The organism is uncultured Bradyrhizobium sp. (assembly GCF_947648125.1).
Taxonomy (GTDB): Bacteria; Pseudomonadota; Alphaproteobacteria; order Rhizobiales; family Xanthobacteraceae; genus Bradyrhizobium.
In genome coordinates this window covers 1-22,054 of record NZ_CANSMR010000033.1, presented here as the reverse complement: position 1 = coordinate 22,054, position 22,054 = coordinate 1, and the positions used below count along the sequence as shown (strand labels likewise).

Annotated in this window: 22 protein-coding genes; 16 read left to right on the top strand and 6 right to left on the bottom strand. The window is 65.5% G+C overall.

Annotated elements, in window-relative coordinates; all coding sequences use genetic code 11:
* Positions 1–118: 118 nt before the first annotated feature.
* Both Q0030_RS34800 and Q0030_RS34795 read right to left on the bottom strand, forming a co-directional pair.
* On the bottom strand, positions 119–604 hold the full coding sequence (locus Q0030_RS34800; protein WP_298377831.1) for a hypothetical protein: 486 nt from the start codon (positions 602–604) through the stop codon (positions 119–121).
* Positions 605–764: 160 nt separating this feature from the next.
* Positions 765–1,445: an HAD hydrolase-like protein gene (locus tag Q0030_RS34795; protein ID WP_298377830.1), complete on the bottom strand. Its 681-nt coding sequence runs from the start codon at positions 1,443–1,445 to the stop codon at positions 765–767.
* A gap of 139 nt (positions 1,446–1,584) precedes the next feature.
* Here Q0030_RS34795 and Q0030_RS34790 point away from each other — a divergent pair, with 139 nt between their 5' ends.
* From Q0030_RS34790 to Q0030_RS34760, 7 genes are all read left to right on the top strand, one after another.
* A complete protein-coding gene (locus tag Q0030_RS34790) occupies positions 1,585–2,355 on the top strand; it encodes an SDR family NAD(P)-dependent oxidoreductase (protein ID WP_298377829.1) in 771 nt (256 codons plus the stop codon).
* A 107-nt stretch (positions 2,356–2,462) separates the two neighbouring features.
* Entirely contained in the window at positions 2,463–3,161 is a 699-nt protein-coding gene (gene rpiA, locus Q0030_RS34785) for a ribose-5-phosphate isomerase RpiA (RefSeq protein WP_298377828.1), read from the top strand.
* 23 nt (positions 3,162–3,184) lie between these two features.
* A complete protein-coding gene (locus tag Q0030_RS34780; RefSeq protein ID WP_298377827.1) occupies positions 3,185–3,718 on the top strand; it encodes a DUF2059 domain-containing protein in 534 nt (177 codons plus the stop codon).
* A gap of 77 nt (positions 3,719–3,795) precedes the next feature.
* Positions 3,796–5,181: a glutathione-disulfide reductase gene (gene gor / locus Q0030_RS34775; protein ID WP_298377826.1), complete on the top strand. Its 1,386-nt coding sequence runs from the start codon at positions 3,796–3,798 to the stop codon at positions 5,179–5,181.
* A 398-nt stretch (positions 5,182–5,579) separates the two neighbouring features.
* Positions 5,580–7,034 (top strand): amino acid permease, encoded by a 1,455-nt coding sequence (locus Q0030_RS34770; RefSeq protein ID WP_298377819.1) that lies wholly within the window; start codon positions 5,580–5,582, stop codon positions 7,032–7,034.
* A gap of 467 nt (positions 7,035–7,501) precedes the next feature.
* Positions 7,502–7,711, top strand: coding sequence for a DUF2934 domain-containing protein (locus tag Q0030_RS34765; RefSeq protein WP_298377816.1), 210 nt, complete (start codon positions 7,502–7,504; stop codon positions 7,709–7,711).
* A gap of 56 nt (positions 7,712–7,767) precedes the next feature.
* Positions 7,768–8,121: a cupin domain-containing protein gene (locus Q0030_RS34760; RefSeq protein ID WP_298377813.1), complete on the top strand. Its 354-nt coding sequence runs from the start codon at positions 7,768–7,770 to the stop codon at positions 8,119–8,121.
* Between the two features lie 229 nt (positions 8,122–8,350).
* Here Q0030_RS34760 and Q0030_RS34755 read toward each other — a convergent pair whose 3' ends face one another.
* Complete coding sequence (locus Q0030_RS34755; protein ID WP_298377810.1) at positions 8,351–9,277, bottom strand: alpha/beta fold hydrolase; 927 nt, start codon at positions 9,275–9,277, stop codon at positions 8,351–8,353.
* A 146-nt stretch (positions 9,278–9,423) separates the two neighbouring features.
* Here Q0030_RS34755 and Q0030_RS34750 point away from each other — a divergent pair, with 146 nt between their 5' ends.
* From Q0030_RS34750 to Q0030_RS34735, 4 genes are all read left to right on the top strand, one after another.
* Positions 9,424–10,812, top strand: a complete 1,389-nt coding sequence (locus tag Q0030_RS34750) for a class II 3-deoxy-7-phosphoheptulonate synthase (RefSeq protein ID WP_298377807.1) — start codon at positions 9,424–9,426, stop codon at positions 10,810–10,812.
* Positions 10,813–10,855: 43 nt separating this feature from the next.
* A complete protein-coding gene (locus Q0030_RS34745; protein WP_229170836.1) occupies positions 10,856–11,215 on the top strand; it encodes a diacylglycerol kinase in 360 nt (119 codons plus the stop codon).
* On the top strand, positions 11,212–12,357 hold the full coding sequence (locus Q0030_RS34740; protein WP_298377800.1) for an FAD-dependent oxidoreductase: 1,146 nt from the start codon (positions 11,212–11,214) through the stop codon (positions 12,355–12,357). The genes Q0030_RS34745 and Q0030_RS34740 overlap by 4 nt, the downstream gene beginning before the upstream one ends.
* Positions 12,358–12,447: 90 nt before the next feature.
* A complete protein-coding gene (locus Q0030_RS34735; RefSeq protein WP_298377797.1) occupies positions 12,448–14,199 on the top strand; it encodes an NAD+ synthase in 1,752 nt (583 codons plus the stop codon).
* A 91-nt stretch (positions 14,200–14,290) separates the two neighbouring features.
* Here the strand turns inward: Q0030_RS34735 and Q0030_RS34730 are convergent, their stop codons facing one another.
* Positions 14,291–15,376: a DUF2865 domain-containing protein gene (locus Q0030_RS34730; RefSeq protein WP_298377795.1), complete on the bottom strand. Its 1,086-nt coding sequence runs from the start codon at positions 15,374–15,376 to the stop codon at positions 14,291–14,293.
* Positions 15,377–15,570: 194 nt separating this feature from the next.
* The gene (locus tag Q0030_RS34725; protein WP_298377793.1) at positions 15,571–15,879 is read right to left on the bottom strand and encodes a hypothetical protein; all 309 of its coding nucleotides are present in this window, start codon (positions 15,877–15,879) and stop codon (positions 15,571–15,573) included.
* Positions 15,880–16,175: 296 nt separating this feature from the next.
* Between Q0030_RS34725 and cysS the strand changes: the two genes are divergently transcribed.
* The 4 genes from cysS (at position 16,176) to Q0030_RS34705 (ending at position 20,187) form a co-directional block, all read left to right on the top strand.
* Positions 16,176–17,591 (top strand): cysteine--tRNA ligase, encoded by a 1,416-nt coding sequence (gene cysS, locus Q0030_RS34720; protein ID WP_298377791.1) that lies wholly within the window; start codon positions 16,176–16,178, stop codon positions 17,589–17,591.
* Positions 17,588–18,094 carry a GNAT family N-acetyltransferase gene (locus Q0030_RS34715; protein ID WP_298377789.1) on the top strand — a complete coding sequence of 169 codons (507 nt, stop codon included), beginning with the start codon at positions 17,588–17,590 and terminating at the stop codon, positions 18,092–18,094. The genes cysS and Q0030_RS34715 overlap by 4 nt, the downstream gene beginning before the upstream one ends.
* Positions 18,091–19,689 carry a citramalate synthase gene (gene cimA / locus Q0030_RS34710; protein WP_298377787.1) on the top strand — a complete coding sequence of 533 codons (1,599 nt, stop codon included), beginning with the start codon at positions 18,091–18,093 and terminating at the stop codon, positions 19,687–19,689. Before Q0030_RS34715 ends, cimA begins: the two co-directional genes overlap by 4 nt.
* 120 nt (positions 19,690–19,809) lie before the next feature.
* A complete protein-coding gene (locus tag Q0030_RS34705; RefSeq protein WP_298377785.1) occupies positions 19,810–20,187 on the top strand; it encodes a VOC family protein in 378 nt (125 codons plus the stop codon).
* A 3-nt stretch (positions 20,188–20,190) separates the two neighbouring features.
* Here Q0030_RS34705 and Q0030_RS34700 read toward each other — a convergent pair whose 3' ends face one another.
* Positions 20,191–20,796, bottom strand: coding sequence for a TIGR00730 family Rossman fold protein (locus Q0030_RS34700; protein WP_298377783.1), 606 nt, complete (start codon positions 20,794–20,796; stop codon positions 20,191–20,193).
* A gap of 213 nt (positions 20,797–21,009) precedes the next feature.
* On the opposite strand from Q0030_RS34700, the gene Q0030_RS34695 reads away from it, so the two are divergent.
* Positions 21,010–22,054: ABC transporter transmembrane domain-containing protein (locus tag Q0030_RS34695; RefSeq protein ID WP_298377781.1), on the top strand; the 1,045-nt coding region annotated here is incomplete at its 3' end.

Here is a 22,054-nt window from a genome sequence, read left to right as displayed (position 1 = left end):
ACAGATCGCGCGATGCATGATCGCAATCGCCGATGTGTCTCCACAACATACAAAAACCCGGCTTTGGGCCGGGTTCTTGTGCAGTGCAATCTCGATCAGACGCGCGCAGCGTTGCGCGTCAGCGTGTGGGCGCGGCTGCCGGCGGCGGTGCCGCGCTCGGAGCAGGGAACGCGGCGTCCGGTGCGGCGGCAGGAGCCGCAGCGGCAGCCGGCTTCGGCTTCTTCTTTTTCGGCCGCATCGCCTTGTGCCCGCGCGGCGGCGGGCCGGCGGGTTGCAGCTCGGCGAACACCGGGCTCGGATCGAGCGTGGTGGTGGCCGGGCTGGTGATGTCGCCCGGCGTGCGGGTCACCGTCACCGGAACCGTCGCCGGCTGGAACTTCGGCATGTTGAAGGTGACGGTGAAGTTGGCCTCGGGCGCCGGGATCGACACCGCGCAGGGCGTCTTGCAACCCGGCCCGATCGAGGTCACGGCGTCGGCGCCTTGCGGTGCCGAATCCAGCTGTACCTGCATCGGCGGCGGTGCCGACTTGAACGAATCCAATGAGAACGAAGAGCAGCCGGCCAGGCTCAGCCCGGCGGCCGCAATCACGATGATACGACGCATGATCCACACTCTACTGCGGCAATCAGCCACAATCCCCGACCCGACCATAGGAGCGTCGGAACAGAGGTGCAACAGGGGGAGGTCTGTTCGTTAAAGGATGGTTAATGGAAAATTCGCATAGCAAATTATTGCCAAGCAATATCAATGTATTGCGGAAAGCTTATGCGGCGCCGAGGCTGGCGACGGCGTCCGGCAGATCGCGCATATGGCTGATCAGCCGGTCCGGCTTCAGCTCGGTCATCGGCACGTCGGTGTAGCCGAAATCGACGCCGATCACCGGGACGCTGGCGCGCCGGGCGACCCCGACATCGGGACCGGCATCGCCGACCATGATGGCGCCGGGCAGCTTTCCGCCGGCGCGGGCGACCGTCTCGCGCAGGAATGCCGGATCGGGCTTGGCGACGCCGAACGTGTCCTGGCCGCAGATCGCGGCAAAGCGCGGCGTCAGGCCGAGCCGGTCGAGCAGCAGCTTGGACAGCCATTCCAGCTTGTTGGTGCAGACCGCGAAGCGATGGCCCTTGGCCTCCAGCCGATCGAGCGCGGCTTCGAGTCCGTCGAATGGGCGCGAGCCGTCGGCGATATGCTCGGCGTAATAGTCGATGAAAGCCTTGGTCAGACGATCGAGGTCCGCGAGGCTGACTACGCGTCCGTCCACCTCGAGCCCGCGCTCGAGCAGCTTGCGCGCGCCGGCGCCGATCATGTTGCGGGCCGCCGACAGCGGCACCGGCCGCAGGCCTTCGCGGTCGAGCACATGGTTCAGCGCGCTGATCAGGTCAGGCGCGGTGTCGACCAGCGTGCCGTCGAGATCGAACACGATGATGGGGGGAGAGGAGGCGGACATCACGCTTTTGGCTATCGAGCCGCGCGCCGCGATGCAAGAGTAGATGTGGGCGCGTCATGAAGTTGGGGAGGCTCAGGTGCGGGAACTTGCCGGAAAAGCCGCTTTTGTCACCGGTGCGGCCAGCGGAATCGGACTGGCCATGGCAACCGCGTTCGCGCGCGAGGGCATGAAGGTGATGCTCGCCGACGTCGAAACCGGCGCGCTCGACAAGGCCGTCGATGCGCTGCGGGGCGGCGGCGCGGATGTCCATGGCGTCGTCTGCGACGTCGCCGATCCCTCGAGCGTCGACCGCGCGGCAGAGGCATCGTTCCGCGCCTTCGGCAACGTCCATGTCGTCTGCAACAATGCCGGCGTCGCGGCCGGCGGCGGCATCGACCAGATCTCGGTCGACGACTGGCGCTGGGTGATCGACGTCAACCTGATGGGCGTCCTGCACGGCGTCAGGAGCTTCCTGCCGCATATCCGCGCGCACGGCGAGGGCGGCCATATCGTCAACACGGCGTCGATGGCCGGGATGAACGCCGGGCTCGGCGTCAGCCCGTATTCGGCGACCAAATTCGCCGTCGTCAGCCTGTCCGAAGGGCTTTCGGCGCAGCTGGCGCCGCTCGGGATCGGCGTCAGCGTGCTCTGTCCGAGCTATGTGCGGACCCGGATCGGCGAGAGCGGGCGCAATCGTCCGGCGCAGTACGGCCCGCCGCGCCAGTTGGCCCCTGACAGCCCGGCAGCCGCGCTCGTTGCCGAGATCGCGCGCCGCCTGGAAGCCGGTCTCGATCCGACTGCGGTCGCGGCCCGCGTAGTGAGCGCGATTCACGACGACCAGCTCTATGTTTTCACCCACCCGGGGATGCGAGCCGAGGTCGAGGACCGTTTTGCGGCGATTTTGGCCGCGATGGACGCCGTTTCGGCCTAAAGACGGGCCCGGATGGCGCTATTCCTGCCCGTGAATCGAGGCTAGATATGCGCCCGCCGGGCGGCCCGATGGCGCGCCCGTAACGGACAACCGAGGGGCTATCGGCCGTGGACATGGACGCACTGAAACGCCAGGCGGCGGCGCGCGCGCTCGAAGAGGTGCGCGACGGCATGAAGCTCGGGCTCGGCACCGGGTCGACCGCCAAGCATTTCGTCGAACTGCTCGGCGAGAAGGTCCGATCAGGCATGAAGGTGATCGGCGTGCCGACCTCGGAGGCGACCCGGGCGGACGCGATCCGCTGCGGCGTCCCGCTGACCACGCTGGATGAGGTCGATCATCTCGACCTCACCATCGACGGCGCCGACGAGATCGACCACGCGCTCAATCTGATCAAGGGTGGCGGCGGCGCGCTGCTGCGCGAGAAGATCGTGGCGGCCGCCAGTGATCGCATGATCGTGATCGCCGACGACAGCAAATGGGTCGACGTGCTCGGCTGCTTTCCGCTGCCGGTCGAGGTGATCCCGTTCGGGCTCGCCGCGACCCAGGCCGCGATGGCGCGGGCGTTCGCCGAGGCCGGCGTGTCCGGCCAGATGATCGTCCGTAAGGGCAAGGACGGTCACGTTTTTGTCACCGATGGCGGCCACTGGATCGTCGATGCGCATCTCGGCCGGATCGGCGACCCGCCGCGTCTTGCCGGTTTGCTCAGCGTGATCCCGGGCGTGGTTGAACATGGCCTGTTCATCGGGCTCGGCAGCGTCGCCGTCCTGGCCGGCGCACAGGGAATTCGGGTTGTTGAACGGCGCTAACGCCGCAAGCAAGGAGACTTGGAATGAAGCGTTTTTCGGGACTTTTGTCGGCAGCGGCCCTGGCGGCTGGACTGGCGCTCGCGGCTGCACCGGCCATGGCGCAGCAGCAGCTGCCCCCCATGCCCAAGGTCAAGCAGTCGACCCCCGCGGCGATTGGGTACGCCAAGGAAATCCTGACGATGAAGAACGTGGCGGTGATGTATGCCGGCGCCGTTCCGGGAATCATCGAGAAGACCAAGACCGGTCTGTTGCAGCAGTACCTGAACTACCAGAAGGATCTCGACGAGGTGGCGTTGGTCGTCGCCAAGCAGTTCGCGGGCAGCGAGAAGGAGATCGGCGACGGAATGGCGCAGATCTACGCCGCCGAGTTCAGCGAGCAGGAGCTGAAGGACCTCGTGACGTTCTACAAGACCCCGCTCGGTCAGAAGCTTTTGATCGCGGAGCCCACGGCAATCAACGGATCGCTGCAATATATGCAGCAGTGGGCGCAGCAGTTCGGCGTGATCGTCAACGGCCAGTTCAAGACCGAGATGAAGAAGCGCGGTAAGGATATCTAAGAGCGCCTTCGAGCGCTCTCGGAGCGTCCGTGATACCTCGCCCCGCTTGCGGGGCGAGGGCGAAGAGAGAGGTACCCATGGCCGAGTTCGACGTCGACCTGTTTGTCATCGGTGGTGGTTCGGGCGGCGTTCGTGCCGCCCGCATCGCCGCCAATTATGGCGCGAAGGTCATGGTCGCCGAAGAGTACCGGATGGGCGGCACCTGCGTGATCCGCGGCTGCGTGCCGAAGAAGCTGTTCGTGATCGGCAGCCACGTCCACCAGGAGATCGAGGACGCGGCCGGCTTCGGCTGGAGCATCGGCCAGGTCTCGTTCGACTGGGCGACGCTCGTCGCCAACAAGGACAAGGAGATCGCCCGGCTCGAGGGCGCCTACACCAGCAATGTCGAGAAGTCGGGCGCCAGGATCGTCAAGACCCGCGCGGTGCTGGAGGATGCCCACACCGTCCGCCTCGCCACCGGCGAGAAGGTGACGGCGAAATACATCCTGATCGCGACTGGCGGCGCGCCCAATCACGGGCCGGCGGTTCCCGGCATCGAACACGTGATCTCCTCCAACGAGGCGTTTCATCTGAAGGAGCTGCCGAAGCGGACCGTGATCCAGGGCGGCGGCTACATCGCGCTGGAATTCGCCGGCATCTTCGCCGGCTTCGGCTCCGACGTCACCGTCGTCTACCGCGGCGACAACATCCTACGCGGCTTCGACGAGGACGTGCGCAAGCATGTCCGCACCGAGATGGAGAAGCGCGGCATCACCATCATCACCGGCTGCACGGTGGCGAAGGTCGACAAGCACGGCAAGGATTACACGACCCATCTCTCCAGCGGCTCGAGCATCGCTTCAGACCAGGTGATGTTCGCGATCGGCCGGCATCCCAATGTCAGGGGTCTCGGGCTGGAGGCTGCCGGCGTCGCCATCAATCCCGCCAATGGCGGCATCCAGGTCGACGGCTGGTCGAAGACGTCGGTCGACAACATCTACGCGGTCGGCGACGTCACCCACCGCACCAATCTGACGCCGGTCGCGATCCGCGAGGGCCATGCCTTCGCCGACACCGTGTTCGGCAAGCGCCCCGTGCAGGTCGACCACGCGACGATTCCGACCGCGGTGTTCTCGCAGCCGGAGGTCGGCACCGTCGGCCTCACGGAAGAAGAGGCGCGGGCACAATATAGCCACGTCGACATCTACAAGACCGATTTCCGCCCGATCAAGGCGACGATGTCCGGCCGCGACACCCGCGTGCTGATGAAGCTCGTGGTCGACGGCGCGAGCGACCGCGTGCTCGGCTGCCACATCGTCGGCGATGCCGCCGCCGAGATCACCCAGGCGGTTGCGATCGCGGTGAAGATGAAGGCGACCAAGGCGGATTTCGACGCCACCATCGCGCTGCATCCGACCGCCTCCGAAGAGCTGGTGACGATGCGGACGCCAACCGCGCAACACGTGCGCCAGGCGGCGGAGTAGGGCGCAGGCGGCGCGCCGATGATGCGGCGCGTCGCGGCGAAACATCCGGACACACTCGGGGCTGAGTGGGGCGATAGCCCTCGTCATGCCCGGCCTTGTGCCGGGCATCCACGTCTTTGCATCAATCACGCAAGAAAGACGCGGATGGCCGGGACAAGCCCGGCCATGACGGAGGGCGAGCCGCGAACAATAGGACTCTGGTCACGTTCCGGCACCGGGAACCAGTCGTCATAGTCGCGCGTATATAGACAGAGCTCCCTGAGATCGTTGATTGGCGGCTCGCGCGCCAAAAGCCGTTTGCCTTGCCTGAACGTCAGGACAATCGCTCGGATACTGCGGCCAAATGTTCTATCTCTGATTGAGAGGCCGCATTGGCCTTACCAGATGGAGATGTCGCCATGACAGATCTGGGTTTGATGACGCGCAAGTCGGTCGCCAGCATCATCGCCGAAGCAGGGGAGCACACGCTCGGCAAGACACTCGGGGCGCTCAGCATCACCGCACTCGGGATCGGCTGCATCATCGGTGCGGGCATCTTCGTGCTCACCGGCACCGCAGCGGCGCACTATGCCGGCCCGGCGATTATGCTCTCCTTCGTCGTCGGCGGCATCGCCTGTGCCTTCGTCGGCCTGTGCTACGCCGAGCTCGCGGCGCTGCTGCCGGTCTCCGGCAGCACCTACACCTATACGTACGCGACCCTCGGCGAGCTCTTCGCCTGGGTCATCGGCTGGGACCTCATCCTCGAATACGCGATGGGCGCCTCCACCGTCGCGGTCGGCTGGTCCGGCTACATCGTCTCGCTGCTGCACAATTTCGGCATCAACATCCCGCCGCAATATGCCGCGGCCCCCTGGACCGAGGCCAAGCTGGCTGACGGCTCGACCGTGGAAGGCATCGTCAACCTGCCGGCGGCGTTCATCGTGCTGGCGCTCACCGCCATGCTGATCGGCGGCACCAAGGAGTCGGCCCGGCTCAACAACATCATGGTCGGCATCAAGCTCGCCGTCGTGCTCGCCTTCATCCTGTTCGGCGTTGGATACGTTACACCAGCGAACTGGCATCCCTTCATCCCCGACAACACCGGCACGTTCGGTCAGTTCGGCTGGACCGGCGTGATGCGCGGCGCCTCGGTGGTGTTCTTCGCCTTCATCGGTTTCGACGCGGTGTCGACCGCGGCGCAGGAAGCCAAGCACCCGCAGACCGACATGCCGATCGGCATCCTCGGCTCGCTGCTGATCTGCACCATCCTCTATGTCGCGGTCGCCGGCGTGCTCACCGGCCTCGTGCCCTACACGGAGCTCGGCGTCGCCGATCCGATCGCCAAGGGCGTCGATGTCATCGGGCAGACCTGGTTCTCGGTGCTGATCAAGATCGGCGCGCTCTCCGGCCTCACCACGGTGATCCTGGTGCTGCTGTATGGCCAGAGCCGCATCTTCTTCCAGATCGCCAAGGACGGCCTGCTGCCCAGACTGTTCTCCGACGTGCATCCCTCGCTCGGCACGCCCTGGAAGAGCCAGCTGCTGATCGGGATCGTGGTGGCTGTTGTCGCGGCGCTCACCCCGATCGATATCCTCGGCGAGATGGTCTCTATCGGCACGCTGTTCGCCTTCGTGCTGGTCTGCGGCGCGGTGATCTACCTGCGCAAGAGCGATGCCGAGATCGCGCGCCCGTTCCGCACGCCCGGCGTGCCTGTCGTTCCGGTGCTCGGCATGGCTTTTTCGATCCTGCTGATGGTGTTCCTGCCCTGGGAGACCTGGCTGCGCCTGATCGTGTGGCTGGTGATCGGCCTCGCACTCTACTTCGTCTATGGCCGCCGCCACTCGGTCCTGCTCCACGGTGCGCCGCCGCGCTAGACATGTGATGACGACGATCGGCCTTGCGCTTGATTTCTTCACCGCAGACTTGCGCTGGAACGGTAAACGAGCCCTGCCTGACAGCCCAACGCCGCCCGCTTAAAATACATGCGAGCGGCGCTGTCTCTAGCCCCAGGAAGGTCGTTGCAAAATCCTGATAACTTTGAGTCTGCGGAGGCGCGCAAAGGTTTCATACCTCAGAAGGGGTAGCTTGCTTCCACAAGACCGGCGCGCTGCCGGCGGCCGCTCCTGGTGCGGGGAACTAGGGCACCTTTGTTGACGTGAATATGCCGCCCTTTGCGCGCGCTCAAATCAGATCCGGTTTCCGGCGAATGGCTCGCGCTACGGCGCTTGTGCACAGATGGCGCGCGACGGGCAGCGGGGCAATCTCGCGTGCGTCGGAACCTTGCGCTATGCTGGCAGTTCCACTCCAAACAGTTTGATGTCTCAAATTGAGGGAGCCGCCCATGACAGGCCCAACCGAGCAGGAGATTCGGACCCGCGCCTACGAATTGTGGAAGGACGCCGGCGAACCGCCGGGCCAGATGGATCAGCTCTGGTACAAGGCCGAACGCGAGCTGCTGGCGCGCAAGGCCGCCAACGGCGAAACGCATTGCGATATCAACGGGCACAACGGGCCGACAACATATCCGGAGCGATTGAGGGGCGTGCATTGAGTGCGTCGCGCGGCTGAGCTAACGAGTCCGGCAAGCTGGCCCGGACCGGAGGCACCATGCGCGACGCGATCGATCTTTCCGAGAAACTCTCGACATTCAGCGATCACTGGTCGCCGCGCCCGGTGGCGCAATTCAATGCCTGCGATGTCATGGTGGTGAAGGTGCAGGGCGAGTTCGTCTGGCACAAGCACGACAACACCGACGACTTCCTCCTCGTGCTGAAGGGCGTGCTCGACATCGAGCTGCGCGATCGCACCATCACGCTGCACCCCGGCCAGATGTACGTCGTGCCGAAGGGCGTCGAGCACCGGCCCGTCGCGCGGGAAGAGGTGCATCTGTTGCTGGTCGAGCCGACGGGCACGCCAAACACGGGTGATGCGGCGACGGCGGCGCCGCGGAAGGTGGTGTGAGATTGGGTAGGATGGGTGGAGCGAAGCGATACCCATCATTTTGACCGCTAAAATAGCGGTGGGTCGTATCGCGCGAGAACCATCCTCATCGTCGTCCTGGCGAAGGCCAGGACCCATTACCCCAAATCTCAATTGGCGCACGACGCTGGGGCCGCGATCGCGTTCACAAGTGAATTCGGTGGTTATGGGTCCCTGCTTTCGCAGGGACGACGGTGGTGAGAGTTCGGGCTCATCCCTCCGCCTCGAGCCACTCTGCGGCGCCGCGCCACAGGGCGTCGCGGTGTTCGCTGCGGAAGAAGCCGAAATGGCCGATCGCTTTTGCGCCGGCATCCGCGGGGCGGATCGAGATGATCTCCGGCGTGATCGACGTGAACGCGGAGCACAGCAATTCGACCGCCGGCCGCGTCGCCCAGGTGTCGTCGGTGATGGCAAGCGCGCGGAGCTGGCCCTTGAACTTCGGAAAATTTTCGCGCGCTACGAGCGTGGCATCGTCGAGCAGATAACGCTCGCGCATCACCCAGCCGCGCCATTGCTCGAACACGCCCCGCGGCAGGTCCATGCCGAGACCGGCCCAGGCGGGCACGTAGCCGAGCGTGCGCGCCAGCGGCAGGCCGATGCCGTTCATGAAGGCAACGACGCGGTAGCGCTCGGGCGAGGCCATCAGCTTCCAGGTGGCGGCCTGCGAGGCGACCAGCAGCGCGCGCGGAATTTCAGCGTTGTTGGCAAGGAGCCCAAGCGCCTGGCCGCCGAAGGAGTGGCCGACATAGGCGAAGGGCAGGTCGCGGTAGCGATAGCGCATCCAGCTCACCGCCGCGGTGGTGTCGAGCGCGGCCCAGTCCGCCATCGTGGCGTTGAAGCCGGCCAGCGACTTCGGCTTGTTGAGGCCGGTCGCCGCCATCGGCCTCGAGTCGCCGGTGCCGCGGTAGTCGTAGGTCAGCACCGCCGCGCCGCGGCGGGCGAGGTAGCCGGCAAAGCCGCGATAGACCTTGCGGGGCACGGCGGTCGCCGAGTTGATCAGGACGGCATGGCGCTTCCTGCCGCGCGGCAGGAACAGCGTCGCGGCGAGCGGGTAGCCGTCCGCGGCCGGCACGACGATGTCGTCGCTAAAAACGTCGTCCAGCGCGGCGGCGGCTGCGGCAATTTCCCTGGCATTCATGGTATGGTCCAGCAAATGCGAATTCGTATTTTCCTGCAAGAGTTTGACGGGATTGCAGGAATCCTTCTAGCGGGAGAGCGGGCGGCTGTGTATAAGCCCACCTTTCCCGCCGATTAAGTCGCGGTTTTTGCTCAGGAGTTGACCTCATGTCCGAGCGGTGGACACCCGATAGCTGGCGCGCCAAGAAGGTGCTGCAGGTGCCCGATTATCCCGATGCCAAGGCATTGGCCGATGTCGAGGCCCAGCTTGCGACGTTTCCGCCGCTGGTTTTCGCGGGCGAGGCGCGCAGCCTGAAGAAGGCGCTGGCGCGGGTCTGCGTGGGCGAGGCCTTCCTGCTGCAGGGCGGCGACTGCGCCGAGAGCTTTGCCGAGCACGGCGCCAACAACATCCGCGACTTCTTCCGCGTCCTGCTGCAGATGGCGGTGGTCATGACCTATGCCGGCGCGCTGCCGGTGGTGAAGGTCGGCCGCATCGCAGGCCAATTCGCCAAGCCGCGCTCGTCGCCGACCGAGAAGCAGGGCGATGTCGAGCTGCCGAGCTATCGCGGCGACATCGTCAACGACATCGCCTTCACGCCGGAAGCGCGGATTCCCGATCCGCAGCGCCAGCTGATGGCCTATCGCCAATCCGCAGCGACGCTCAACCTGCTGCGCGCGTTCGCGACCGGCGGCTTCGCCAATCTCGGCAGCGTGCATCAATGGATGCTCGGCTTCCTGAAGGATTCGCCGCAGTCCCGCCGCTACAAGGAGCTGGCCGACCGCATCTCGGACGCGCTGAACTTCATGCGCGCCTGCGGCCTCGACCTCGAGAGCCATCCGGAGCTGCGCGCCACCGATTTCTACACCAGCCACGAGGCGCTGCTGCTCGGCTACGAGCAGGCGATGACGCGGGTCGATTCCACCACCGGCGACTGGTACGCGACCTCGGGCCACATGATCTGGATCGGTGATCGCACCCGCCAGCTCGATCACGGCCATGTCGAATATTTCCGCGGCATCAAGAACCCGATCGGCCTGAAATGCGGCCCGTCGCTGAAGCCGGACGAGCTGTTGAAGCTGATCGACGTGCTGAGCCCCGACAACGAGCCAGGACGCCTGACGCTGATCAACCGCTTCGGCGCCGACAAGGTCGGTGATCATCTGCCGGGTCTGATCCGCGCCGTGCAGCGGGAAGGCCGCAAGGTGGTGTGGTCGTGCGATCCGATGCACGGCAACACCATCACCTCGACCTCCGGCTACAAGACGCGGCCGTTCGACCGCGTGCTGTCGGAGGTGAAGGCGTTCTTCCAGATCCATGCCGCCGAGGGCACCCATGCCGGCGGCGTGCATCTGGAGATGACCGGGCAGGACGTCACCGAGTGCATCGGCGGCGCGCGCGCCATCACCGACGAGGATCTCAACGACCGCTACCACACGGTCTGCGATCCCCGCCTCAACGCCGAACAGTCGATCGACATGGCCTTCCTGATCGCCGAGCTGCTGAAGCAGGAGCGCGCAGGCAAGGTCAAACCGATGCCGGCCGCCGCTGGGTTGTGATTTGGGGCAGGTGACTTGAGGGCGGTGACTTGAGGGCAGTGACTTGCTGAGGTTCTGGCGAGCCACCATCAACTCGCGCAACGGGCTGGCATTTGCCATTCGCTCGGAGCAGGCGATTCGCGAAGAGGTGGTGGCATTGGTGCTGTCGGTGCCGTTGGCCTGGCTGGTCGGCGCCACCGTGATGCGCCGGGTCGAGCTGGTCGCGACCGTGGTGCTGGTGCTCGTGATCGAGCTGCTCAACACCGCGATCGAGAAGCTCGCCGACCGCCTGACCATGGATCACGATCCGCAGATCGGGCGGGTCAAGGATATGGGCTCCGCCGCCGTCGGCGTCGCGCTCGTGATGGCCGGGCTGTTCTGGCTGTTCGCTCTCGCCGAACGCCTGGGCGCATTCTCGTCGTGAGCGCCAACAGACCGATCAAGCTTGCGGTGATCGGACGTGGACTGATCGGCTCGGCGGCCGCGCGACATCTGAGCAAGATGGGCCATGCGGTTGCGCTGATCGGGCCCGATGAGCCGGTCAATTTCTCGCAGCACAGCGGCGTGTTCGGCAGCCACTATGATGAGGGCCGCATCACGCGGGTCTACGATCCGCAGCCGTTCTGGCGGCAGATGAACCGCGCAGCGATCGCGCGCTACGGCGAGATTGCCGCGGAAAGCGGTGTCGAATTCTACCGCGAAGCCGGTGCGCTTCACGTCGGCGGTCGCGAAACCACCGATGTCGCCTCGGTCGGCCAAGTCTGCGCCGACGAAGGGATCGCGTGTGAAGCCTATCAGGATGCGGCGCTCGCGGAGCGGTTTCCGTTCCTGAAATCGACGGCGGGAATGCTGGGCTATTTCGAGCCGCGCAATGCCGGATACATCTCACCGCGTCGCCTGGTTCAGGCGCAGACCATCGCGGCGGAGCGCGCAGGCGCCCGGATCATCGACGAGCCAGCGCTCGGGATTTCGGAGAGCGGCTCCGGTGTGACGATCCGGACGCGATCGGGCGGCATCGCGGCCGAGCGCGTGCTGGTTGCGGCCGGCGGGCACACCCAATCGCTGCTCGGTCGCTCCTTGGGCTTTACGGTCTATGCGCGCACCGCGGCGCTGTTCCGGCTCGGTGCGGCGGAGGCGCAGCGTCTTGCCGGCATGCCGTCGATGCGGTGTCTCGGGCCCAAGGGCGACAACCCCTACATCCTGCCGCCGATCCCATATCCGGATGGCCAGAGCTGGCTGAAACTCGGCGGCGATCCGGTCGATCGTGCGCTCGAGAGCGAGGCTGAGATCAAGGACTGGTTCCGGTCGGGCGGATCGGTTGATGTGGCTGATCGGCTGCAAACCCAGATCCTTGACCGCATTCGCGACCTCAAATTCGAGGAACGCCGCGTCGTGCCCTGCATGACCACCTTCGGCGACACGGGCTTGCCCAGCATCGGACCACTTTCCGAGCGGGTCACGGTTGCATTCGGCTGCTATGGCAAGAGCGCGAAATGTTCGGACGAATTGGGCCGGCTGGGTGGCATGGCGCTGCTCGGCGAGGTGAGGGCAGAGCTTGCCCCCTGACCGGCGCCCAAGATCCCAGTGCGATTTCTGCAATCGCACCATGATCGGACGACCATTGCAGTTTGCCGTTGTGCGGGACAACATAAAGCTATGAGCGAACAACAGATCAAGATCACCCTGGCGCAACTCAATCCGACGGTCGGTGACGTCACCGGCAACGCCGCGAAAGCGCGTGCCGCGCGCGAGAAGGCGAAAGCCGACGGCGCCGACCTCGTGGTGCTGTCGGAGCTGTTTATTGCGGGCTATCCGCCGGAGGATCTGGTGCTCAAGCCGGCGTTCCAGTCGTCCTGCCGCGCCGCGATCGAGGAACTGGCGCGCGAGACCAAAGATGGCGGCCCGGCGATGCTGATCGGCACGCCCTGGGTCGAGGACGGCAAGCTCTACAATGCCTGCGCACTGCTCGACGGCGGCCGCATCGCCGCGCTGCGCTTCAAGGCCAATCTGCCGAATTACGGCGTGTTCGACGAGAAGCGGCTGTTCGCGCGCGGCCCGGCATCGGGCCCGGTGACGGTGCGCGGCGTGCGCATCGGCGTGCCGATCTGCGAGGACATCTGGCTCGAGGAATCCGAGGATTACGAGAATGTCGTCGAGTGCCTGGCCGAGACCGGCGCCGAGATCCTGATCGTGCCGAACGGCTCGCCCTATGCCCGCGACAAGGCCGATCTCCGGCTGTCGATCGTGGTGGCGCGCGTCACCGAGAGCGGGCTGCCGCTGGTCTATCTCAATGAGATGGGCGGCCAGGACGAGCTGATCTTCGACGGCGCCTCGTTTGCGCTGAATGCCGATCTCTCCGTGGCGGCGCAGCTTCCGGCGTTCGAGGAGAACATCACGACGCTGACCTGGCGCAAGACTGCCGATGGCTGGCGCTGCAACGGGCCGATCACTGCGCAGCTCGAAGGCGACAAGGCCGATTACGCGGCCTGCGTGCTCGGCCTGCGCGACTATGTTCGCAAGAACGGATTTCCGGGCGTGCTGCTCGGCGTCTCCGGCGGCATCGACTCGGCGCTGTGTGCCGCGATCGCGGTCGACGCGCTCGGCGCCGACAAGGTGCGCGGCGTGATGCTGCCGTTCCGCTACACCGCGCAGGTGTCGCTCGACGATGCCGCCAAGCTCGCCGCCGCACTCGGCATCCGCTACGAGATCCTGCCGATTGCCGACGCCGTCAACGGCTTCGAGTCAATTCTGGCGCCGGTCTTCAAAGGGCTGGAGCGCGACATCACCGAGGAGAATCTGCAGGCGCGCGCCCGCGGCACGCTGTTGATGGCGATCTCCAACAAGACCGGCGCCATGGTGGTGACGACCGGCAACAAGTCGGAAATGTCGGTCGGCTACGCCACGCTGTATGGCGACATGAACGGCGGCTTCAATCCGATCAAGGACATCTACAAGACCGAGGTGTTCCGTCTCTCGAGCCTGCGCAATGCCTGGAAGCCGGACGGCGCGCTTGGGCCGTCGGGCGAGGTGATCCCGGTCAACATCATCATCCGGCCGCCGACCGCGGAGTTGCGCGAGAACCAGACTGACCAGGATTCGCTGCCGCCCTATGAGGTGTTGGATGCGATCCTCGAACGGCTGGTGGAGCGCGAGGAGCCGCTTGCGACCATCATCGAGGCCGGCTTCGACCGCGATGTGGTGACCCGCGTCGATCGCCTGCTCAACATCGCCGAATACAAGCGGCGGCAGGCGGCGCCGGGAGTGAAGGTGACGCGGAAAAATTTCGGCCGCGACCGCCGCTATCCCATCACCAACCGCTTCCGCGATTTCGGCAAGGCGCTGCCGGCGCCCGACGAGACGCTGCTGACGCGCACCTCGCGCGCGTCGGCGGAGGCGTTTGAGGGCTAGAGCATGATCCGGAAAAGTGGAGACCGGTTTTCCCACGCGACAAACGCGTAAGCGTTTGCGCGGAGATCGTGCTCAAAAAACGTAATGAGTCTTACTGCTTCTTCGGGATGAAGGTCGGGCCGACCGTGCGGATCTGGCCGTCGCTCGCGGGCGCGGTGGCGTCAGCGGCGGCGGGCTGCTGCTGAGCCGCCGCGGCCGGCGCGCCCTTCTTGCCGGCGGCGGCCTTGGTCTGCGCGCGCTGCTGCATCTTCCGCGCGCTCTCCTCGGTGACGATGATGTCGCCCTGCTGCGCGGCGGACGCCTGGTCGTCGACCGCCTTCAGCGCCTCCGCCCAGCTCTGGCCGGCCGCCTTGCAGGAGCACGACGGATTGAACTCGGTGCGGTACTTGAAGGCGTTCGGCAGCGACGAGTAGGACTGGCCGTTGATCGAGACAGCCTGGTTGATGTCTTCGCCGGGATTGCGGTACGCGAACAGGCTGGCTTCCGCGGCCGGGCACTGCGCCTTGCAGACTTGCTCGTCGGCGGCGAAGCGCGCCTGCGTGGTCGCGAACGAGATCGGGAAATAGGCGCCGTCGCAGGTGCGGACGCAGACGGTGCGGAAGGTGCCGGACTGCCCGCCATATTGCGCGTCGGGCGGGGGCAGCGGATTGGGATTGCCGCCACCGCCGCCGCCGAACAGGTTCTCGATGAAATTGCCGGGGCCACGCGCGGCCGCCGCGTATTGCGGGCCGCAATTGTTCTGCGCCAGCGCGGTCAAGACCGAGCGGCGCTGGTTCTCGCGATCGGCGCCACCGAGCCCGCCGGTGCGCAGCCGCTCGAGATTGGCGGTCATTTGATCGAGATTGGCGCGCATCTGCTGGATCTGGTTGTTGACCGGTCCGCACTGCGCCGAGTTGTTATTAAAGAGCGACAAGAACCCGGAGCTGTCGCAGCCCATGCGCCGGGCCTGCGCGGTCACGCGATCCAGTTCGCCCTGCTGCCGGGTTGCAGCGTCCTGATAGCGGCGGATCTGCTCGTCCTTGGCCGGATCGCCGCCGCCACGATCGATTGCCGCCAGCTGGCCTTCGAGCCGGGCGCACATCGGATTGGCCTGCGCGCCCTGGGGCGCCGGGCCGGGCGGGCCCGGGGGCACCTGCGCGAGGGCATCCGCGGCGGGCAGGGCGATTCCACCCAGCACGGCGCAAGTCAAGAACCAGCGGGAGAAGCGAGAACGGGAGCTATTGGGCATATCCGGCCATTAAAACGACGCCGCGCGGCGATCAACGCCAAAGCGCGCGGGCAAGGCCGCTGCAATAGCCGTTTCTCGGGGCAGCGTCACGTCGTTTCCGGGGCGCCGGTGTGGCAATAACCCCGCTCATCCAGCCGCTTGGCTCAGCGTTGGCAGGTGATGGCGACGTATTCGCCGCAGCTATTGCCCCGGCATGTCTCGTTCGCGGCGTGCGGAACCGCGCCGGTGATCTCGTCTGGATCGACGCGGCGGTAATTGGTGGCCTGCGCAAAATCCCGTGACCGGCAGTAGGCGCGGGCAGCGGACGCGCCGCAGCGGTCGCCACGGGCAAGGCACTGGTCGATGCCGTAGCCGTCGGCCTGGTTGGCGACGATGAAAACGCGGCTGTCGGCCAGGGCGGCCGAGGAGACAAGGACGATCGTGCAGGCAATCAATGCTGAAATGGGCCGCATGGTGCACCAGTTAAAATGGCGGGGAATCCGCAGGCCCTCCCGTACGCCCAATTCCTTAATAATGATTAACCATGAGGGCGTTGGCGTGACTTCGGTGCGACGCGGGGCTGCAAAACGCCCGAAAACAGCCCCTTGACGGGATAAGGGGGCCGTGAGACACGATGGAACCATGAACGGCCACCTCGCCATCTGCAGCATTTGCCGCGAGATTATGAGCTAGCGATTCGCTGGCTGAGGCCGTCTTTTCTCAATCACTCTGAGATCACTGGACGCCCGGCCGCAAGGGATGGGTACCCATGGATTTGCGCCTCTACGATACGCTGACCCGGGAGAAGCGGCCCTTCGTGCCGCTCGATGCCGATAACGTCCGCATGTATGCCTGCGGACCGACGGTCTATGACTTCGCCCATATCGGCAACGGCCGCGCCGCTGTTGTCTTCGACGTGCTGTTTCGCGCGCTGCGCCATCGCTATGGCACAGGTCACGTCACCTATGTCCGCAACATCACCGACGTCGACGACAAGATCAACGTGCGCGCCGCGCGGGATTATCCCGGCGTCCCGCTGAACGAGGCGATCCGCAAGGTCACCGAGCAGACCTACCAGCAGTATCAGGACGACGTCACCGCGCTCGGCTGCTTGCCGCCGACGGTGCAGCCGCGCGCCACCGAGCACATCCCGGAGATGCGCGCGATCATCGAGAAGCTGGTCGCCGGCGGCTTTGCCTATGTCGCCGAGGATCACGTGCTGTTCTCGCCGCAGGCGATGAACGCGGCCAATTCGGTGCTGCCGCGCTATGGTGCGCTGTCGAAGCGCTCGCTCGACGAGATGATCGCGGGCGCGCGCGTCGATGTCGCGCCCTACAAGCGCGACAACACCGATTTCGTGCTGTGGAAGCCGTCGAAGCCGGGCGAGCCGTCCTGGCCGTCGCCGGCAGGCATTGCGGTGGAGGGGCGGCCCGGCTGGCACATCGAGTGCTCGGCGATGGCCTGGAAGCATCTCGGCGAAAAGTTCGACATCCATGGCGGCGGCATCGACCTGGTGTTCCCGCACCATGAGAACGAACTCGCGCAGACTTGCTGCGCGTTCCACACCGACCGCATGGCCAATGTCTGGATGCACAACGGCTTCCTGCAGATCGAAAGCGAGAAGATGTCGAAGTCGCTCGGCAACTTCTTCACGATCCGCGATCTGCTGGCCGATTGGCCGGGCGAGGTGCTGCGGCTCAGCATGCTGAGAACGCACTACCGTTCGCCGCTGGACTGGACCCTGAAGAGCGCGGAGGAAGCCGCAAGGACGCTCGACGACTGGTATGCGGTCGCGGCCGACGCCGAGCCCGGCGCGCCATCGCCGGCGATGGTCGAGGCGCTCTACGACGACCTCAACACGGCGCAGGCCATGGCCGTGCTGCACAGCCTGCGGAATGCTGCCGCCAGCAATGAAGCGAGCCGCAAGGAATTTGCCGGCTCGCTGCGGCTGCTCGGCTTCCTCTCTGAGAGCGCGGCGGCGTGGAAGGGCCGCAAGGAGCAGGCCAGCGGCGTCGATGCCGCCGTGGTCGAGGTGCTGATCGCCGAGCGCACCGCGGCGCGTGCGCGGAAGGACTTCAAGGAGTCCGACCGGATCCGCGATCAGCTCGCGGCGATGGGCGTGGCGATCAAGGACGGCAAGGATGCCGAAGGAAAGCCGATCACGACCTGGGAGGTTGCGCGATGAGCCGATCCGCACCCGCGTTGCGTCCGTATCTGCCTGACGACGCGCCGCTGCTGGCGGCGATCTTCGCGGCGTCGATCATGGACCTGACCGGCGACGATTACAGCGAGGCGCAGCAGGAAGCCTGGGCGATGGCCGCCGACGACGAGGAGGCCTTCGGCAACAAGCTCGCCGGGCAGCTGACCCTGATCGCGACATTGCAGGGCGCGCCTGTTGGATTCGCCTCGCTGAAGGGGGCCGATCACATCGACATGCTCTATGTGCATCCGAGTGCGGTCGGGCAGGGTGCAGGCAGCGCGCTGTGCGATGCGCTGGAGAAGATCGCGAGCGCCCGCGGCACCAAGGCCCTGAAGGTTGATGCGAGCGACACAGCGCTCGAATTCTTCCGCAAGCGCGGCTACGTCGCGCAGCAGCGCAATACGGTCACCATCAACGACGAGTGGCTCGCCAACACCACGATGCAGAAGACGCTCGACGGCGTTGCCACGCCTGGAGGCCACGCATGAGCCGCGAGCGCCTTTATCTGTTCGACACCACGCTGCGCGACGGCGCGCAGACCAATGGCGTCGATTTCACGCTGCAGGACAAGCAGGTGATCGCCGGCATGCTCGACGCGCTCGGCATCGACTATGTCGAGGGCGGCTATCCCGGCGCCAATCCGACCGATACCGAGTTCTTCAGCAGGAAGCCTGCGTTCGACCACGCGCGATTCACCGCGTTCGGCATGACGCGGCGGCCGGGCCGTTCGGCCTCGAACGATCCGGGGCTCGCCGGCATCCTCGAAGCCAAGGCGGACGCGATCTGCTTCGTCGCGAAATCCTCCGCCTATCAGGTCCGGGTCGCGCTCGAGACCACCAACGAGGAGAATCTCGCCTCGATCCGCGACAGCGTCGCCGCCGCCAAGGCGCTCGGTCGCGAGGTGATGGTCGACTGCGAGCACTTCTTCGACGGCTACAAGGAGAACCGCGACTATGCGCTTGCCTGCGCGAAGGCCGCCTATGAGGCCGGCGCGCGCTGGGTGGTGCTGTGCGACACCAATGGCGGCACCATGCCGCATGAGATCGAGACCATCGTCGGCGATGTCGTCAAGCAGGTGCCCGGCGCTCATGTCGGCATTCATGCCCATAACGACACCGAGCAGGCGGTGGCCAATTCGCTCGCCGCGGTGCGCGCCGGGGCGCGGCAGATCCAGGGCACGCTCAACGGCCTCGGCGAGCGCTGCGGCAACGCCAATCTCTGTTCGCTGATCCCGACGTTGAAGCTGAAGCAGGAGTTTTCCGACAAGTTCGAGATCGGCGTCACCACGGAGAAGATGGCGACGCTGATGAAGGTGTCGCGTACGCTCGACGACATGCTGAACCGCGCGCCGAACCGCCATGCGGCCTATGTCGGCGAGAGCGCCTTCGTCACCAAGACCGGCATCCATGCCTCCGCTGTCATGAAGGATCCGCAGACCTATGAGCACGTGCTGCCGGATTCCGTCGGCAACCACCGCAAGGTGCTGGTCTCGGATCAAGCCGGCCGCTCCAACGTGATGGCCGAGCTCGACCGCGCCGGCATCGTCTATGACAAGAGTGATCCGCGGCTGACGCGCCTGGTCGAGGAGCTGAAGGAGCGCGAGGCCGCGGGCTTCGCCTATGAATCGGCGAATGCTTCGTTCGACCTCTTGGCGCGCCGAACGCTCGGCAAGGTGCCGGAATATTTCAAGGTCGAGCAGTTCGACGTCAATGTCGAGCAGCGCTACAACGCCAACGGCCAGCGCGTCACGGTAGCGCTTGCGGTGGTGAAGGTCGACGTCGACGGTGATCGGCTGATCTCGGCCGCCGAGGGCAACGGTCCGGTCAACGCGCTCGATGTGGCGCTGCGCAAGGATCTCGGCAAGTACCAGAAATACATCGATGGCCTGAAGCTGATCGACTACCGTGTGCGTATCCTCAATGGCGGCACCGAGGCGGTCACACGCGTGCTGATCGAAAGCGAGGACGAGACCGGCGAGAGCTGGACCACGGTCGGCGTCTCGCCCAACATCATCGACGCCTCGTTCCAGGCGCTGATGGATTCGGTGTTCTACAAGCTGGTGAAATCGGGCGCGCAGGCTTAAGGCTGCGAAGGAAACAGGTGCCGTCATTGCGAGCGAAGCGAAGCAATCCACCTTTCCGCGCGCAAGGATGCATGGATTGCTTTGTCGCTTCGCTCCTCGCAATGACGGGCAGGAGGGCCCATGATCGACCACGTCTCTGTCGGCGTCCGCGATCTCGACCGCGCGGCGCGGTTCTATGAGCCGACGCTGACCGCGCTCGGCCTGAGCCGTCTGGTCACGCGGCCGGCAACGATCGGCTTCGGCAAGACCTATCCTGAATTCTGGATCAATCTGCGCGCCACGATGGCGCAGGTCGCGCATGAGAGCGGCAGCCATATCTGCCTGCGCGCGAAGACCACTGCCGAGGTCGATGCCTTCCACGCCGCCGCGCTGGCATCAGGCGGCCTCTCCGATGGTCCCCCGGGCCTGCGCCCGCACGACCGCGTGCGCTATTACGCCGCCTTCATCCTCGACCCCGACGGCAATCGCATCGAGGCCGTGACGTTTCCGAGCGAGTAGGGGTTACAGCCGCCGCGCCACTTCGGGCGCGAGCTCCTTTGCGGCCGCCGGCTTGCCGGCCACCGCCGAACGCAGCCGCGGCAGGATGTCGTCGACGCGGTCGGCCATCAGCACGTTGATGGGAAGGGTCGCGCGGATGAACTCGGTCGTGCGCATGTGGCTCAGCAGCGAGAGCAGGGGTTCCCAGAAACCATCAATATTGGCGAGCAGGATCGGCTTGTGATGACGGCCGAGCTGCTGCCAGGTCAGTTGCTCGACCAGCTCCTCCAGCGTGCCGATGCCGCCGGGCAGCGCGACGAACGCATCCGAGCGCTCGAACATCAGCCGCTTGCGCTCATGCATGTCGGGCGTGACGATCATTTCCTGAACCGAGGTCAGCGCATTCTCGCGCGCCCGCAGGAATTCCGGAATGATGCCGGTGACGGAGCCGCCATGATCGAGGGTGGATTTCGCGACCGCGCCCATCAGGCCGATCGAGCCGCCGCCGTAGACCAGGCGCACGTTGTTGTCGGCAAAGGCCTTGCCGAGTGCGATGGCAGCTTCAACGAAGCGGGGATTGTTACCGGGGCCGGAGCCGCAATAAACACAGACAGTCTTGATTTGGTTCATACGATCCTTGTGGCACTGCAGCGTAAACAGGGTCAAGACTCGCATATGGGGATTGAGGGCCAAAATATCCCGCAAATTCCCGCGAATCGCGAACAATTTTCGTCATAAGCCTGTACGCCGCGTTCAAACGATCTATATGACGGGCACAATGGCAAATCGTGGACAAGATGTGGCAGCGGACCGCCGCGCCATGACGGCGAGAGCGGGCTCCTGATGGTGCCGCCGCAACAGACTGTGACCGTGGCCGATCAGCCCACGGCCACGACGCCGGCCGCCGAGAAGGGGACGCTGCTCGGCACCCTCGTTCATCTCTGGCCGTACATCTGGCCCGGCGATCGCGCCGATTTGAAGATGCGCGTCATCTGGTCGGTGGTGCTGCTGCTGTTCGCCAAGCTCGCGACGCTGTCGGTGCCGTTCACCTTCAAATGGGCGATCGACGCGCTGAACGGCACGGGCTCGGCGCCGGTCGCTTCCTCGAACTGGATGGTCTGGCTGATCGCCTCGCCGGTGCTGATGACGATCAGCTACGGCGCGGTGCGCATCATCATGGCGGTGCTGACGCAGTGGCGCGATGGCATCTTCGCCCGCGTCGCGATGCACGCGGTGCGGCGGCTCGCCTACATCACCTTCGTTCACATGCACGAGCTGTCGCTGCGCTTCCATCTCGAGCGCAAGACCGGTGGCTTGACCCGCGTGCTGGAGCGCGGCCGCTCCGGCATCGAGACCATCGTGCGGATGGTGATCCTGCAGCTGATCCCGACCATCGTCGAGGTCACCTTGCTGGCGGCAGTGCTGCTCTGGCAGTTCGACTGGCGCTACGTGCTCGCGGTGCTGATCACGGTCGTCGTGTTCATGTACTACACCTACATCGCGACCGAGTGGCGGATCGAGATCCGCCGCAAGATGAACGATTCCGACACCGAGGCGAACACCAAGGCGATCGACTCGCTGCTCAACTACGAGACGGTGAAATATTTCGGCGCCGAGGAGCGCGAGGCGCGGCGCTACGACCGCTCGATGGAGCGCTACGAGCAGGCCAGCGTGAAGACCTACACCTCGCTCGCCGTGCTCAACACCGGGCAGGCGATCATCTTCACCGCGGGGCTGACCGCGACCATGCTGATGTGCGCGTTCGGCATCCGCAACGGCACCCACACCGTCGGCGATTTCGTGCTGATCAACTCGATGATGATCCAGCTCTACCAGCCGCTGAACTTCATGGGCATGGTGTATCGCGAGATCAAGCAGGCGATCATCG